Origin of the sequence: Capnocytophaga felis (assembly GCF_009684755.1) — a bacterium.
GTDB classification, from domain to species: domain Bacteria; phylum Bacteroidota; class Bacteroidia; order Flavobacteriales; family Flavobacteriaceae; genus Capnocytophaga; species Capnocytophaga felis.
Genome location: NZ_BLBC01000003.1, coordinates 126400 through 141701, shown reverse-complemented (window position 1 = coordinate 141701; position 15302 = coordinate 126400). Strand labels below are relative to the sequence as shown.

The 15302-nt window shown below is 35.3% G+C and carries 12 protein-coding genes; 6 read left to right on the top strand and 6 right to left on the bottom strand.

The features are described from left to right. The first annotated feature begins 21 nt into the window (after positions 1–21). The 4 genes from hpf (at position 22) to lipA (ending at position 5083) form a co-directional block, all read left to right on the top strand. On the top strand, positions 22–312 hold the full coding sequence (hpf, locus tag GN105_RS00660) for a ribosome hibernation-promoting factor, HPF/YfiA family (RefSeq protein ID WP_095894921.1): 291 nt from the start codon (positions 22–24) through the stop codon (positions 310–312). 80 nt (positions 313–392) lie between these two features. Continuing rightward, positions 393–1571, top strand: a complete 1179-nt coding sequence (locus GN105_RS00655) for an OmpA family protein (RefSeq protein WP_155283538.1) — start codon at positions 393–395, stop codon at positions 1569–1571. Positions 1572–1760: 189 nt separating this feature from the next. Then, positions 1761–4136 (top strand): glycoside hydrolase family 95 protein, encoded by a 2376-nt coding sequence (locus GN105_RS00650; protein ID WP_373279383.1) that lies wholly within the window; start codon positions 1761–1763, stop codon positions 4134–4136. Positions 4137–4198: 62 nt separating this feature from the next. Then, a complete protein-coding gene (gene lipA / locus GN105_RS00645; RefSeq protein WP_155283536.1) occupies positions 4199–5083 on the top strand; it encodes a lipoyl synthase in 885 nt (294 codons plus the stop codon). 48 nt (positions 5084–5131) lie between these two features. On the opposite strand, the gene GN105_RS00640 is transcribed toward lipA, so the two are convergent. From GN105_RS00640 to GN105_RS00625, 4 genes are all read right to left on the bottom strand, one after another. Continuing rightward, entirely contained in the window at positions 5132–5956 is an 825-nt protein-coding gene (locus GN105_RS00640) for an ABC transporter permease (protein WP_155283535.1), read from the bottom strand. A gap of 5 nt (positions 5957–5961) precedes the next feature. Further along, the gene (locus tag GN105_RS00635; RefSeq protein ID WP_155283534.1) at positions 5962–6861 is read right to left on the bottom strand and encodes an ABC transporter ATP-binding protein; all 900 of its coding nucleotides are present in this window, start codon (positions 6859–6861) and stop codon (positions 5962–5964) included. Between the two features lie 105 nt (positions 6862–6966). Continuing rightward, positions 6967–7845 (bottom strand): ACP S-malonyltransferase, encoded by an 879-nt coding sequence (gene fabD / locus GN105_RS00630; protein WP_155283533.1) that lies wholly within the window; start codon positions 7843–7845, stop codon positions 6967–6969. A gap of 218 nt (positions 7846–8063) precedes the next feature. Next, positions 8064–9209, bottom strand: coding sequence for an OmpA family protein (locus GN105_RS00625; protein ID WP_155283532.1), 1146 nt, complete (start codon positions 9207–9209; stop codon positions 8064–8066). A 265-nt stretch (positions 9210–9474) separates the two neighbouring features. Here GN105_RS00625 and nagB point away from each other — a divergent pair, with 265 nt between their 5' ends. Further along, positions 9475–11418 (top strand): glucosamine-6-phosphate deaminase, encoded by a 1944-nt coding sequence (gene nagB / locus GN105_RS00620; protein ID WP_155283531.1) that lies wholly within the window; start codon positions 9475–9477, stop codon positions 11416–11418. A gap of 84 nt (positions 11419–11502) precedes the next feature. Here the strand turns inward: nagB and GN105_RS00615 are convergent, their stop codons facing one another. Then, the gene (locus GN105_RS00615; RefSeq protein WP_155283530.1) at positions 11503–12894 is read right to left on the bottom strand and encodes an MATE family efflux transporter; all 1392 of its coding nucleotides are present in this window, start codon (positions 12892–12894) and stop codon (positions 11503–11505) included. Positions 12895–13002: 108 nt separating this feature from the next. Continuing rightward, on the bottom strand, positions 13003–14175 hold the full coding sequence (locus GN105_RS00610) for a MalY/PatB family protein (RefSeq protein ID WP_155283529.1): 1173 nt from the start codon (positions 14173–14175) through the stop codon (positions 13003–13005). 146 nt (positions 14176–14321) lie between these two features. Here GN105_RS00610 and GN105_RS00605 point away from each other — a divergent pair, with 146 nt between their 5' ends. Then, positions 14322–15284 carry a Gfo/Idh/MocA family protein gene (locus GN105_RS00605; protein ID WP_155283528.1) on the top strand — a complete coding sequence of 321 codons (963 nt, stop codon included), beginning with the start codon at positions 14322–14324 and terminating at the stop codon, positions 15282–15284. Positions 15285–15302 lie beyond the last annotated feature (18 nt).

Below are 15302 nucleotides of genomic sequence, written 5' to 3'. Positions count from 1 at the left end.
ACCTTTTAAAAAGTTTAGTTTATGAAAGTTTATGTACACCCAGTAGATTTTACAGTAGATCAAAAATTGGTTGATTTTATTCAGAAAAAAATGGATAAGTTGGATCATTTTTATGATAGAATAATAGAGGCAGATGTTCATTTAAAATTAGAAAACACAAGTTCAAAAGAAAATAAAATTGTAGAAATAAAAGTACACGTACCAGGAGAAAGTTTGGTAGTGAAAAAGCAATTCAAAACATTTGAAGAGGGAGTTGATAGTTCAATAACTCCTTTGGAAAGAATGTTATTAAAATATAAAGAAAAACGTTAAAAAACGGTTAAAACATTTTTTTTAAGTTAAAAAAATGTATATTTGCCCCAATCAATAATTTAAAGTAATTTAAAAATAGTATGAAAAAACACATTTTTGCTTTGGCTTCACTGGTTTTTGTTGGGGCACAAGCTCAAGAGAATTACAATAAGTGGTCAATTGACTTCAACGGAGGAATAAACAAGCCTATAGCTCCTTTTTCAGCACAGCATTCGGCTTCTACACCAAGTTTGTGGGGAGCAAACGCGGGAGTTCGTTATATGTTCAATAACAAATTCGGGCTTCGTTTGGGAGGAGGATATGATTCTTTCAAAGAAGGAGATAATAGCAATAAATTTGAGTCGAATTTCTGGAATGTTAATTTGCAAGGAGTTGCGAACGTGGGGCGTGTTCTGTCTTTTGAAGAATGGACAAGCGATTTGGGATTGCTTGCTCACGCAGGGGTTGGATACGGACAGCTTAACAGCGACGCACTTTCAAGTGCAGACCAAGTTGCTTTCATCGTAGCAGGTTTGACACCTCAGTTACGAATCTCTAACAGAGTAACTTTATTGGCAGATGCATCTATCTTCTTCAATGCAAGACAACAAAGAACATTCGATACTTTCTCACAATCAGACAGAAGAGGTATTCAAGGAGTTAATGTTGCAGCAACTATCGGGTTGCAAATTGCTTTAGGAAAACACGGAAAACACGCTGATTGGCATCACGAAGGAAGCAAATTCGAGAAAATTGAAGAGCGTTTAGCTTCATTGGAGGGAGATGTTTCAGGATTGCAGCAAGAAGTTGCTAATAAGCAAAATAAAATGAACGATGCAAACGGAAATGGTGTTCCTGATGAGGTTGAAAACTATGTAAACGATAATTATGCAACTAAAGAAAGCGTAAAATCTTTGACTGAAGACGGAGATATGGCTGCGGACTTAATCAGAAAAGGTTATATAAGTACGTATTTTGACTTTAATTCATCAAAACCACAAATGTCTTCAACTTGGGCTGTTGATTTTGTTTCTAAGTTCTTGAAATCTAATTCTAATGCAAATATTAATATTGTAGGATTTGCTGATGAGCTTGGTGGAACTGATTACAACCAATTACTTTCTAACAAAAGAGCTGAAGCGGTTAAGAAGTTGTTAGTTGATTTAGGTGTTGATGCTTCAAGAATTTCTACTGAAGGAAGAGGAGAGGATACATCAGTTAATAAAACTTCTCCGAGAGCACGTCAAATTGCACGTAGAGCAACTTTCGAGTTGAAATAAATAAAAAAAATAATGACCGTATGTGTCAGTATGCGAAAATCCTAAGAAATTGTTTCTTAGGATTTTTGTTTCATTATTTATTTTGTGAAAAATTAGTCTTTAGCGGATTTTACTTAGGAATAAATTATTTTATCTATGGAAAAACCAACCTTACTTATTTTTTTGTTGTTGTGTTGCTTTACAACAAGTATGAAAGCTCAAAAACAAGACGTTTCTGTTGTATTTGATAAGCCCGCAAATTATTTTACTGAAAGTCTTCCTATTGGCAATGGACGTTTGGGAGCGATGATTTTCGGTAAAACTGACATTGAGAAGATTGTACTTAACGAAATTTCTCTTTGGTCGGGAGGACATCAAGATGGAGATAATCATCAGGCAAATTCTTACCTAAAAGAAATTCAAGATTTACTTTTGAAAGGCAGAAATTTGGAAGCTCAGCAAATATTACAAAAACATTTTGTTGCTAAAGGAAAAGGCACTTGTTTTGGTAAAGGAGCAAATTGCCACTATGGTTGCTATCAAATTTTAGGAGAATTAAAAATTGACTGGAAATCAAGTGATGCTGTAACAAATTACAAACGCATTCTTGATGTAGAAAAAGCAATTGCCAGGACTTCTTTTGAGCGAGAGGGAAATCAAATTCAACAAGAGGCTTTTGCTGATTTTGCCAACGATTTAATTTGGATTAAATTTTCAGGGACAAAACCGCTGAATTTAGATATATCGCTTTTCAGGAAAGAAAACGCTGCTGTATCTTACGAAAGTGGCAAAATAATTATGAAAGGAACGCTTCCTAATGAAGAGGAAAAAGGAATGCAATTTGGAACTATCGTTGAGTTACACACTGACGGAAATTTGCAAGCACAAACTTCACATATAGAAGTTATTTCTGCAAAAGAAATAGTTTTAAAGATAAGTGCTTCAACTAATTACAATAACGAAAGCGGGCAACTCAATAATGAAGATGTTTTGGCTAAAGCAAATAAATATCTTGAAAAAACAGCGAAGAATTTTAATCAATCTTTGATAGAAAGTCAAAATGAATATCAAAAAATATTTAATCGTAATCGTTGGGCAATGCCAAATAATGCAGAACTTGAAGGTTTGACTACTCTGCAACGATTAGAAAGATTTTACAAAGGAGAAAAAGATGCGTTATTACCTGTTTTGTACTACAATTTTGGTAGATATTTATTGATATCATCATCTCGAAAAGGATTATTGCCTGCTAACTTGCAAGGTTTGTGGGCAGAAGAATACCAAACTCCTTGGAATGGAGATTATCATCTGAATATCAATGTACAAATGAATTATTGGTTGGCAGAATCTACAAATTTATCTGACCTAACTGAACCTTTGCACCGTTTTACAAAGAATTTAATTCCTAATGGAAAAAAGACGGCAAAAGCATATTATAATGCTAATGGTTGGGTGGCTCACGTGGTTAGTAATCCTTGGTTTTTCACCTCTCCGGGAGAAGGTGCGGGTTGGGGTTCTACACTTACAGGAGGGGCTTGGCTTTGCGAGCATATTTGGGAACATTACAAGTTTACACAAGATACTAATTTCTTGAAAGAATATTATCCTGTTTTAAAAGGAGCGGCACAGTTTTTTGAGGATATTTTAATCAAAGACCCCAAAACAGGGTATTGGGTTACAGCTCCTTCAAATTCTCCTGAAAATGCCTATATTTTACCTGAACTGAAAGATGGCAAAAAACAAACGGGCTTTACTTGTATGGGACCAACAATGGATATGCAAATCATTAGAGAGTTGTTTTCCAGTGTGTTGGAGTCATCTGAAGTTTTGAATGTTGATGCAGATAAACGCAAACAATGGAAAAACATCATAGAAAATACCGCACCAAACACCATCGGTAAAAATGGAGATTTGAACGAGTGGCTTGACGATTGGGATGATGCTGAGCCTACACATCGTCACGTTTCGCATTTGTACGGATTGTATCCTTATGATGAAATTACTCCTTGGGATACGCCCGAACTTGCTAAAGCTGCACAAAAAACTTTGGAAATGAGAGGTGATGGAGGAACAGGCTGGTCAAGAGCTTGGAAAATCAATTTTTGGGCAAGATTGCAAGACGGAAATCACGCTCTTACATTGATAAGACAATTATTGAAACCTGTTAGTCCTGAAGTTAAAGGAGGTCAGCTTGGTGGAACGTATCCAAATTTATTCTGTGCACATCCGCCATTCCAAATTGATGGAAATTTTGGAGGAGTTGCCGGAATTTCTGAAATGTTGTTGCAAAGTCACGGAAAAAATAACACGATTCGCTTTTTGCCCGCATTACCTACACATCCTGATTGGAAAGAAGGGGAAATGAAAGGAATGAAAGCACGTAACGGATTTGAAGTGAGTTTCTTATGGAAAAATCATTCTTTGCAACAAGCTGAAATAGTTTCTTTAAGTGGACATAAATGCAAATTATTTCTACCTGCCGGGAAAAGTGTTTATTACAAAGGAAAATGTGTTGTTAAAAAACAAAAAAGGGATAGAGAAGCTGAATTTAAGACAGTGAAAGGAGCTAAATACATAGTTAAGTAAGTAATATTGTTATTTCAGAAAAAAGCTGTACTTTTGGGGATTGTTTACAAGAGTAATAAATTATGAGTATAGATAGTGCTACAATGGAGAAAAATGTTTTTCCTCCAAAAGGCAAACCGAAATGGATTCGAGTAAAATTACCTACAGGAAAAAAATATACGGAACTCAGAAATGTAGTTGATAAATATAATCTTCATACAATTTGTACCTCAGGAAGTTGTCCTAATATGGGAGAATGCTGGGGAGAAGGTACGGCTACATTTATGATTTTAGGAAATATTTGTACACGTTCTTGCGGATTTTGTGGCGTTAAAACAGGTCGCCCTGAGAGTTTGGATTGGGAAGAACCTGAAAAGGTGGCTCGTTCTATTAAGTTGATGAACATCAAACACGCTGTGATCACTTCGGTTGACCGTGACGATTTGAAAGATATGGGAAGCATAATGTGGGCAGAAACTGTTAAAGCCATCCGCAGAATGAATCCTGAAACCACATTAGAAACGCTCATTCCTGATTTTCAGGGAATAGAGAGGCATTTAGACCGTATGTTGGAAGTTTCCCCTGAAGTAATTTCTCACAATATGGAAACCGTACGCAGATTAACCAGAGAAGTACGCATTCAAGCAAAGTATGACCGAAGTTTGGGAGTTTTGAAATATTTAAAAGATAATGGGGCAAAACGCACAAAATCAGGGATTATGCTCGGTCTTGGTGAAACGGAAGAGGAAGTTATTGAAACGCTTCACGACTTGAAATCGGTTAATTTGGATGTACTTACCATCGGGCAATATTTGCAACCATCAAAAAGGCATTTGCCTGTTAAACAATTTATTACACCTGATCAGTTCGCTAAGTATAAAGAAATAGGGGAGTTGTTAGGCTTCCGACACGTTGAAAGTGGAGCTTTAGTTCGTTCATCTTACAGAGCCCACAAGCACGTTTTGTAATTAAAAAAGGGTCGGAAATTTATCAAATTTCCGACCCTTTTTCTTATCTTATAAATCTCTTCGTTTTATTAAAAAGTACGAAAAGTAAATAAAAATTCCTATCCAGATGGAAGTTATCATAACATCAATCAAGCTTACGCCATATTCGCCACTTAGTTCCACACCAACTTGATTCGCAGCTATTTGTACGCCCGACATTCGGGTAAAAGGTTCTTTTATGAGGTTGCCCATAGTTTTCAAAGGAAGAATTCGTACAAGAAAATTTAAATTATGGTCGTTATAAGAAGAAATTCCCGAAATAATACTTTCTGCAATGTACCAAAGTGTTAGAAATCCTAAGGAAAAAGCAGATTTTTGCGTGAGTACTGCAAAAAATAAACAAATGCTAAAAAAACCTACCAGTTTTAAAAAGTAGGCGGGTAAAAATTCCATTTGTGAGAAAATAATTCCTAATTCATCAAAACTTGAATATATCAGCCCCAAAATCATTGAAATTATAAACACCATAACAGTTGAAATTAAGGCGAACAAAACGGTGGTAAGAAATTTTGAGAGTACAAATTCTTTTTTGCTTAATCCGTCTATGAGGTTCTGTTTCAGTGTTTTATTACTATATTCATTAGCAATCATTGACACGATGACAATGGCAAGAAATAACTTGAAATAGTCGGCAATGTAAGTGTTAAAATGCCAAATGTATGGAAAATCAAAAATTCCTTGTTTTGCCAAATGAAATTCAAAATCGCCAAAATCAATCTTAACCATTGAAAATAAGAAAAGTAACATAAGTAATCCGAAATAGGAAATTATTAAAAATCGGCTACTTTTGTTGCTCCATATTTTGATAAGTTCAATTTGTAGTAATCGTACCATAATGTTTAATTTTGATTGTTGGTTAGTTTTAGGAATTGATTCTCAAGGCTTTCTTTTCGTTTTACTAAATGTGAAAGAAAAAATCCTTTTTCAAAAAGTAATTTATTTAAGTCTGAGGCATTCAGATTTGTTTTCGGAAAGACTTTGATAATTCCATTTTCTGAAATAATTTTATTAAAATCAGAGCTATTTCTCAAAAAATGAAGTAATTCTTCATTATTTTCAGAAGATAATTCAATGAAACCGTTACTGGTTACCATCTCATCAACCCGTCCGTTGTAAAGCATTTTTCCCTGTTGCAAAACAATTACGTGTGAGCATACTTTTTCAACTTCATCTAATAAATGTGAAGCCAAAAGTACAGTAACCCCTTGTGAAGCGATGTATTGTATTAACTCTCTGATTTTGTGTATTCCTTGAGGGTCAAGACCGTTTGTGGGTTCGTCTAAAATTAATATTTCAGGGTCATTTAGCAAAGCTGAAGCTATTGCCAAACGTTGTTTCATTCCTAACGAAAAAGCCTTGAATTTACGGTCTTTATATTCCCATAAACCTACGAGTTTCAGCTTGTTTTCGATTTTTTCAGCAGAAATTTCTTTGATTTTGCAAACCAATTTCAAATTTTCATAAGCTGACATATACGGGTAGAAATTAGGACGTTCAATAATTGCACCTATTCTTTTGAGAGCCTGTTGGTTAGAAACCTCTCCTCCAAACCACAGATACGTTCCGGAGGTTTTGTTTACCACATTAAGAATCATTCCTAAAGTGGTTGATTTTCCACTTCCGTTAGGTCCCAGCAAACCATACACATTTCCTTTTTCAATATGAAAGGAAATATTGTCAACAGCTTTGAATCTGCCAAAATTTTTAGATAAATTAGTAACTTCTAAAATTGTTTTCATATAAATTTTTTCAACTGATAAAAAAGGATATTTTTAAGTAAATCAAAGTCAAAGTCATAGCAAGATAACAATAACTTTGACTTTGATTTTGGGTTGAAAATGAGTTTATTCTGCAGAACTAACGATTGCTTCTTTATTTATTTTCTTAACCAAACCTTGTAGCACTTTTCCAGGTCCTACTTCAATAAATTCTGAGGCACCATCTTGAATCATTTGTTGTACACTTTGCGTCCATTTTACGGGTGCTGTTAGCTGATTAATTAAGTTTTTCTTGATTTCATCAGGATTATTAACCGCTGTTGTAGTAACATTCTGATATACTGGGCAAATAGGTTTGTTAAAGTGTGTACTTTCAATGGCTTTTGCTAATTCTTCCTCTGCAGGTTTCATCAAAACTGAGTGAAAAGCTCCGCCCACAGGCAAAATTAAAGCACGTTTGGCACCAGCTTCTTTCATTGCTTCACAAGCTTTTTCAACGGCATTAAGTTCACCGGAAATTACTAATTGCCCAGGACAATTGTAGTTTGCAGGGGTAACAATTCCTTCGATTTTTTTACAAACATCTTCAACAACAGCATCTTCCAAGCCTAAAACGGCAGCCATCGTTCCCGGTTGTGATTCACAAGCCTTTTGCATTGCCATTGCTCGTTTGTACACCAATTGTAATCCGTCTTCAAAAGAAAGAGTTTTATTGGCAACCAATGCAGAAAATTCACCTAATGAATGTCCCGCAACCATTTGGGGTTGAAAAGATTCTCCTAAAACTTTACTCAAAATGACTGAATGAAGAAAAATAGCAGGTTGTGTAACTTTGGTTTGTTTTAAATCTTGGTCAGTACCTTCAAACATAATGTCAGTGATTGAAAAACCTAAGATTTGGTTTGCTTGTTCAAATAAATCTTTTGCTTTACTTGATTTTTCGTACAAATCACGTCCCATTCCTACAAATTGAGCTCCCTGACCGGGAAAAATATATGCTTTCATATTCAATTAAATTTTATTTTTACAAACCTATTTTAAAAATTTTTTAAATACAAATTTTTTATGAAATAATTAAGAAAAACCACTTTTGTAAAGATTTCTGTTTTAGGAAATTTTAAAGAAAAAAAGTAATGTTATTATAAATAAAAAGGAAAAAGCCATCAAAAAAATTAATTTTTTGATGGCTTGAAATTTGCTTTAACTTAATGATAGAGAAGAAATTATTTTTCCTCTATTGTAGCGATACTCACACGATTCCACTCTGGTTCTGAGAACATATCACCAATACCATTTCCTTGAGCAGAAATGCGATTAGCATCAATTTTGTAACGTGCGATAAGGACTTTTTTCACAGATTCGGCACGTGCATTAGCTAAGGCGATGTTTTTTTCTTCATTTCCTTCCGGAGAAGCAAAACCTTTGATAACCACACGGCTATTCGGATATTTTTTCAAGTATGTTGCAATACGCTCAACATTAGGTAATTGAGAAGCATCAACAGTTGATTTTCCTAAACCAAAAGTAATAACAGACTCCAAAGTTTGTTTTGTTTTTGTTATTGTTTGTATTTCAGGTTCTTTGTTTTTAGCCTCTTCCAGTTCTTTTTCAAGTTGAGCGATACGTTCTTGAGCACTGTTAATCTCTCCTTCTTTACTGCTTACTTGATTTCGTAAATTATTGATATTGTTATTTAACTGGTCAATTTCAGATTGATTTCTTCCTTCAATTTCGGTAAAGTGATGTGCTCCGTTACTTCCTTTAAAACGATATACAATACCAACGTTTACTTGAGTCCAAGAGGTATTGATATTGAGGCTGTTAGCTGCGTCTGAACTTGGCGTGTCGATGCGATACAAAATCGACGGAGTGAGTTTTACAGCCCAAGCTTTGTTAGCTCCAAAATTGTACATAAAGTTAGCTCCAAATTTGGTTGTCATCGTGTTGTAATTGTTATTGTCTCCTTGGAAGAAGTGATGCATCCAACCTGGTCCGGCAAAGGCTTCCACTTCAAACTTACGGGGTTCGCCTTTGTAGCCTGCAAAAAGATTGTTTAAATTGAGTGCACCAATTACAGCTACATTTGTGTGTTCAATAACAAGAGGATTTCTTTCTTCCCAATTTCCATTTAGGTAAGCATTTGCATCAAAACCTAATCGGAATACGGGAGAAATTTGTTTGCTCAATTCTGCTCCGAAATTAAAACGAACATCTTCAATTAAGTCATAGCCTTTGGTAGGAACATATCCACCTACGTTTGCCCCTATTTGCCAATTGTCAAAAAATTTACTTTGGCTGAGCCCTTTTTCCTGTGCAGAGGCAGTCATAGCAATTCCAGCTATCATTGCCGATAAAATAATTTTTTTCATAAATAATTGTTACAATTAAAATTTTCTGCAAAAATACGAAAAAAAATAATTATAAAAAAAGAGTTTTGGGGATAATTTATTTAAAAATAAGTACTGATTTTTGAAAAAAAGAGATATTTCATAGTTGATATGATTGAGAGCTTTCAAATATTATTCTTAAATATTTTGTAAAAATAAATAGTTTTTAATTATTCATATCTGTAAATAATTTTGTATCTTTGACCTCGCTTTTAAGATAACATATATACAACCAAAAAAAATAAAAATGAGTACAACTATCCAAAAAAATGAACAATCCATTCAGCATCAACCAGCAGGATTGTTTGAAGACACACGTTATGAGAAAATCCATAATGTTATTTTTTCCGACTCTGTAGAGGCTTCTCAAGCAGTGGCTCACGAAATAGCGGATTTGATTAGAAGTAAACAAGCCGAAGGAAAAACGTGTGTTTTAGGTTTGGCAACAGGCTCATCTCCTGTCAGAGTATATGATGAATTGGTGCGTATGCATAAGGAGGAAGGGCTTAGTTTTAAAAATGTTATTACTTTTAACTTAGATGAATATTATCCTATGGAGAAGGATGATGTACAAAGTTATTGGTATTTTATGCACGAACATTTATTCAATCACATTGATATTCCAAAAGAAAATATCAATATTCCTGACGGAATGGTACCAAGGGAAAAATTGGTTGAATATTGTTTGAATTATGACAAAAAGATTAAAGGATGTGGAGGAATAGATTTCCAACTTTTGGGAATTGGAAGAACAGGGCACGTTGGTTTCAATGAGCCTGGTTCACACAGAAATTCAGGAACTCGTATCATTACTTTAGACCACATCACACGTGCCGATGCCTCAGGAGCTTTTCACGGAATTGCAAATGTACCGGAACAAGCCATCACAATGGGAGTAAGAACTGTGATGAAGGCTAAGAGAATTGTGCTTTTGGCTTGGGGAAGTAACAAAGCCGATATCGTAAAAGAAGCCATTGAAGGAGAGATTTCATCTGAAGTTCCTGCAACTTATCTGCAAGAACACGACAATGCTACTTTTGTGATGGATACAGAGGCTTCTGCTCAACTTACACGTATCAAAACTCCTTGGTTGGTAACCGATTGTGATTGGAACGAGGATTTGAAAGCCAAAGCCATCGTTTGGTTATGTGAACATCTTGGAAAGACAATTTTGAAACTTACCGATAAAGATTACAACGAAAACGGTATGTCAAAATTATTGGCTGAATCAGGACCAGCTTATGATTTGAATATTGCGATGTTCAATCGTTTGCAACATACAATTACAGGATGGCCGGGAGGAAAACCAAATGCAGATGATTCAAATCGTCCTGAGCGTGAGTATCCTCACAAAAAACGTGTTATTATTTTCAGTCCGCACCCTGATGATGACGTAATTTCAATGGGAGGAACTTTTGACCGATTGGTATCACAAGGACACGAGGTGCATATTGCTTATCAAACCTCAGGAAACATTGCCGTATCTGATCACGAGGCTTTGAAATTTGCTGAAGTTTTCAAAGATTTATTAAAAGAAAACGGAGGAGATGTGAAAGTTCTTCAAGAAATTATTAATGCTCTTAACAATAAGAAATCCAACGAGATGGATGCTCTTCCGGTGCGTATGTTGAAAGGGAATATACGTCGTCACGAGTCATTGGCAGCAACACGTTATGAAGGAGTTCCCGATGAACAAGTACACTTTTTAAATCTGCCTTTCTATGAAACAGGTGCCATTAAGAAAAGTCCGTTAGGAGAGGCTGATATTCAAATTATTATGGATTTGATTGAAAGAGTAAAACCTCATCAGATTTATGCAGCGGGAGACCTTGCCGACCCACACGGAACACATAAGGTTTGTTTAGATGCTATTTTCGAAGCACTAAAACGTATGAAATCAAAAGATTATATGAAAGATTGTTGGGTTTGGTTATACCGTGGAGCTTGGCACGAATGGGACATTCACGAAATTGAGATGGCTGTTCCGATGAGTCCGGCACAAGTATTGAAAAAACGTCAGGCGATTTTCTTCCACCAATCTCAAAAAGATGGTGTAATGTTTCAAGGAGATGATTTACGTGAGTTTTGGCAACGTGCCGAAGCACGAAATAGCGAAACTGCTAAACGTTACAGAAATTTGGGTATGGCGGATTATGCTGCAATTGAGGCATTTAAAAGATGGATTTTTTAATTCAAATAATAAATATAAACTAAAAAATCGGAGATTCTCAAAATCTCCGATTTTTTTTTGCATTATATTTTACTTTTAAAAATTTTATAAGCTATTTTGTCGGAGGATTAATCTTTTGGATATTAGGTTAAAACGCCACAAAAGCCAAACGGCAGCCACGGTAAGTCCGGCAAGGAGTCCTATCCAAATTCCCATTGTTCCCAATTCGGTTTTAAGTCCTAAAAAATAGGAAATAGGAAAACTTACAACCCAATAAGCTACAAATGTGATGTACATTGGTGTTTTGACGTCCTGTATGCCCCGCAAGGCACCCAAAGCCGTAACTTGCAATCCGTCCGAAATTTGAAAAATGGCTGCAATCAATAACAACTGAGCTGCTTCAGCTATCACTAAGGTATTGTTAGTCAGCTTTCCGATATCGTTCATATCCAAGTATAAAGAAGGTAGCCAATGCCTGAAAACAGCCAATAAAATTGCAAAGAAAGATTGTGTGAACAGTACCAATAAAAATACGGAAAGTCCAATACGTCTTAAATTTAAATAATTCTTTGCTCCTAATTGGTTTCCTACCCGAATCATTGCGGTTATTCCCAGTCCGTTAGCAACCATAAATGTCATTGTGGCTAAGTTTAGAGCTATTTGATTGGCAGACAGTTGGTTTTCTCCCAAAATTCCGCTCATCCAAATGGCAGTTGTGAAAATTCCTACTTCAAAAATCATTTGTAATCCTGATGGGATACCTAAGGCAGTAATTCGTTTAAATTTTGGTATTTCAAAAACACGCCAATTAAAACCAGTGACCAAATCTCGAGTTTTATTTAAATTTTTTAGCATCCACCACAGAAGTATGGGCATTGCAAAGCGTGAAGCTAAGGTGCCAATTCCCGCTCCGATAATTCCCAATTTTGGAAATCCGAAACTTCCGTATATGAATAAATAATTGAGAACTACATTGATAACATTTCCGGTCAGGGTTACGTACATTGACTGTTTCGTTAAGGAAAACCCATCGGCAAATTGTTTTAATGCAGCAAAAAATCCTAAAGGAATCAGGGAGAAAGCCACTAAATTGGTGTACGGAATGGCGAGTTTTATCACATTTTCAGGCTGTCCTGTCAGGTACATCAATGGTTTTGCAAACAATAACAATAGAAAAAGAAAGAGTGATAAAACAACATTCAGAAGAATACCGTGTTTTAAAATTGATTTTGCTTCTTCTTTGTTGTTCTCCCCATCGGCTTTTGCAACTAAAGGCGTAAGTGCGGTGGAAAAACCTATCCCGAATGACATTGCAATAAAAACAGCACTATTACCCAATGCCACAGCAGCGAGTTCCGTAACACCTACTTTTCCTACCATAACATTATCAATAAATCCTACAAAGGCGTGACCTAACATTCCAAAAATGACAGGATAAGCAATTTTGAGGTTATTTTTGAATTCTTTTGTATAGTCTGAAAACTTTTCTAATATCACAATTTGAAGTTTTTAAATAGCAAAGATAAATTATTTTTAAAAAAGATTAAAAAAGCCAAAGATTTTATGTCTTTGGCTTCGTTTAAGTTTTTCTGCATTATAGAAACTTTATGCACAGTCATCAACGGCTTTTTTAAGTTGGGTCAATGCTTTTTCAATTATACTTCTTGGACAAGCCAGATTAATACGCATAAAACCTTCCCCTTCTTTTCCGTACATAGCACCATCATTTAGAGCAAGAAAAGCCTTTTCTGTACATAAATCAACAATACTTTTGTGGCACAGATTTAAATCTCGAAAATCTAAAAACACCAAGTAAGACGCCTCGGGAACGATTGTTTTTACCCTTGGAATATGTTTGTGTACATAATCTACAAGAAAATCAATGTTTCCTTGTATGTAAGCCAATAATTGTTTTAACCATTCTTCGCCTTCTGTGTATGCAGCTATAACAGTTTGAAAAGCAAATACATTTCCATCACCAAGCATATTTCCATCTACATAGCCTTGAAATTTTTTACGTAATTCAGGATTTTCAATAACTGCGTATGAAGTTGAAAAACCGGCTAAGTTGAAGGCTTTACTCGGAGAGCCGAACATAATGGTATTCATACGGGCTTCCTCACTTACACTTGCAAAAGGAATGTGTTTGTGTGGAGGTAGAGTCAGGTCGGCGTGAATTTCATCGGAAACAATTACAACGTTGTTTTTGTGACAGATATGAGCTACTTTTTTGAGTTCTTCACGTGTCCAAACACGACCACCCGGATTGTGCGGATGGCAAAATAGGAACAATTTGCAACCTTTGATATCTTTTTCTAATTTATCGAAATTAATCTGATACTTTCCATCAATGAGTTCAAGCGGGCTGTTTATCAAAACTCGGTCATTATTCTCTACTACAAGTGAAAAAGGTTGATAAACAGGTTGTTGTATTAATACTTTATCTCCTTTATTGGTGAAGGCTTGTACTGCCATAGCCAAAGCGGGAACTACACCGGGTGAAAAAGAAATCATTTCGGGGGTAATTTCCCAGCCAAAACGGCGTTTTTGCCAATTTACGATTGAATCATACCAAGCTTTTGGTTTTGCCGTATAGCCAAAAATTTCACACTCCATACGCTTTTTTAGTGCATTGATGATGAAAGGAGGCGTTTTGAAATCCATATCGGCAATCCACATAGGAAGTAAATCATTTCTTCCCCAACGAGGTTCAAGTGCTTCTAATTTAAGGGCATCGCTTTTGCTACGGTCATTAATTTGGTCAAAATTATATATCATAGGTCTATCAAAGTTTATTATTTGGTTATTAATAGCAACCCCCAAAGATACAAAAATTAAATAATGTTGCAACATTTTTGAAAATAATTTAGATTTTTCAGATTTCTGCAATTTTCGTATCTTTGTCCTTATAAAAAGTAAAAAGAATGAAATTAAAAGCTGGGGTTTTGGGTGCGGGGCACTTAGGAAAAATACATTTACGATTATTGAATCAATCGGAGAAATACGAATTGGTAGGTTTTTATGACCCCAATTTGGAAAATGCTCAAAAAGTAAGTCAAGAGTTTGGTTATCAACTTTTTAATTCTATTGAAGAATTAATTTCAGCTTGTGATGTGGTGGATGTTGTTACTCCAACTTTAAATCATTTTGAGTGTGCAGAAAAAATTATAACAAAGGGGAAGCATTTATTTATAGAAAAACCAATCGCCAATACGGTTGAGGAGGCTGAGAAAATTATTGCTTTGGCAAAGAAATACAACGTAAAAGGGCAAGTAGGACACGTGGAACGTTTCAATCCTGCGTTTCTTGCTGTGAAAGAGACAATTACCAACCCGATGTTTATAGAGGCTCATCGTTTGGCTGAATTTAATCCGCGAGGTACGGATGTTCCTGTAGTGTTGGATTTGATGATTCACGATATTGATGTGATTTTGAGTGTAGTGAAATCAAAAGTGAAACATATTTCTGCAAGTGGAGCTTTGGTTATCAGTCAGTCGCCTGATATTGCCAATGCACGAATTGAGTTTGAAAACGGTTGTGTAGCAAATCTGACAGCAAGCAGAATTTCATTGAAAAATATGCGAAAATCACGATTTTTTCAGAAAGATGCCTACATTTCTGTTGATTTTTTAGAGAAAAAAGTGGAAGTTGTTCGGATGAAAGATGCTCCTGAGGTTCCTGGTGATTTTGATATGATTTTGCAAAATGCAGAAGGAAAGAAGAAACAAATTTATTTTGAAAATCCCGAAATAAGTGCCAATAATGCGATTTTAGATGAGTTGGAAGAGTTTGCTGATGCCATAAAAAATGACACTGTCCCCATAGTTACATTGGAACAAGGCACGGAAGCATTGCGAATTGCTAAACAAATTACGGAAAAGTTATAAGTAATTAAATGAATGAAA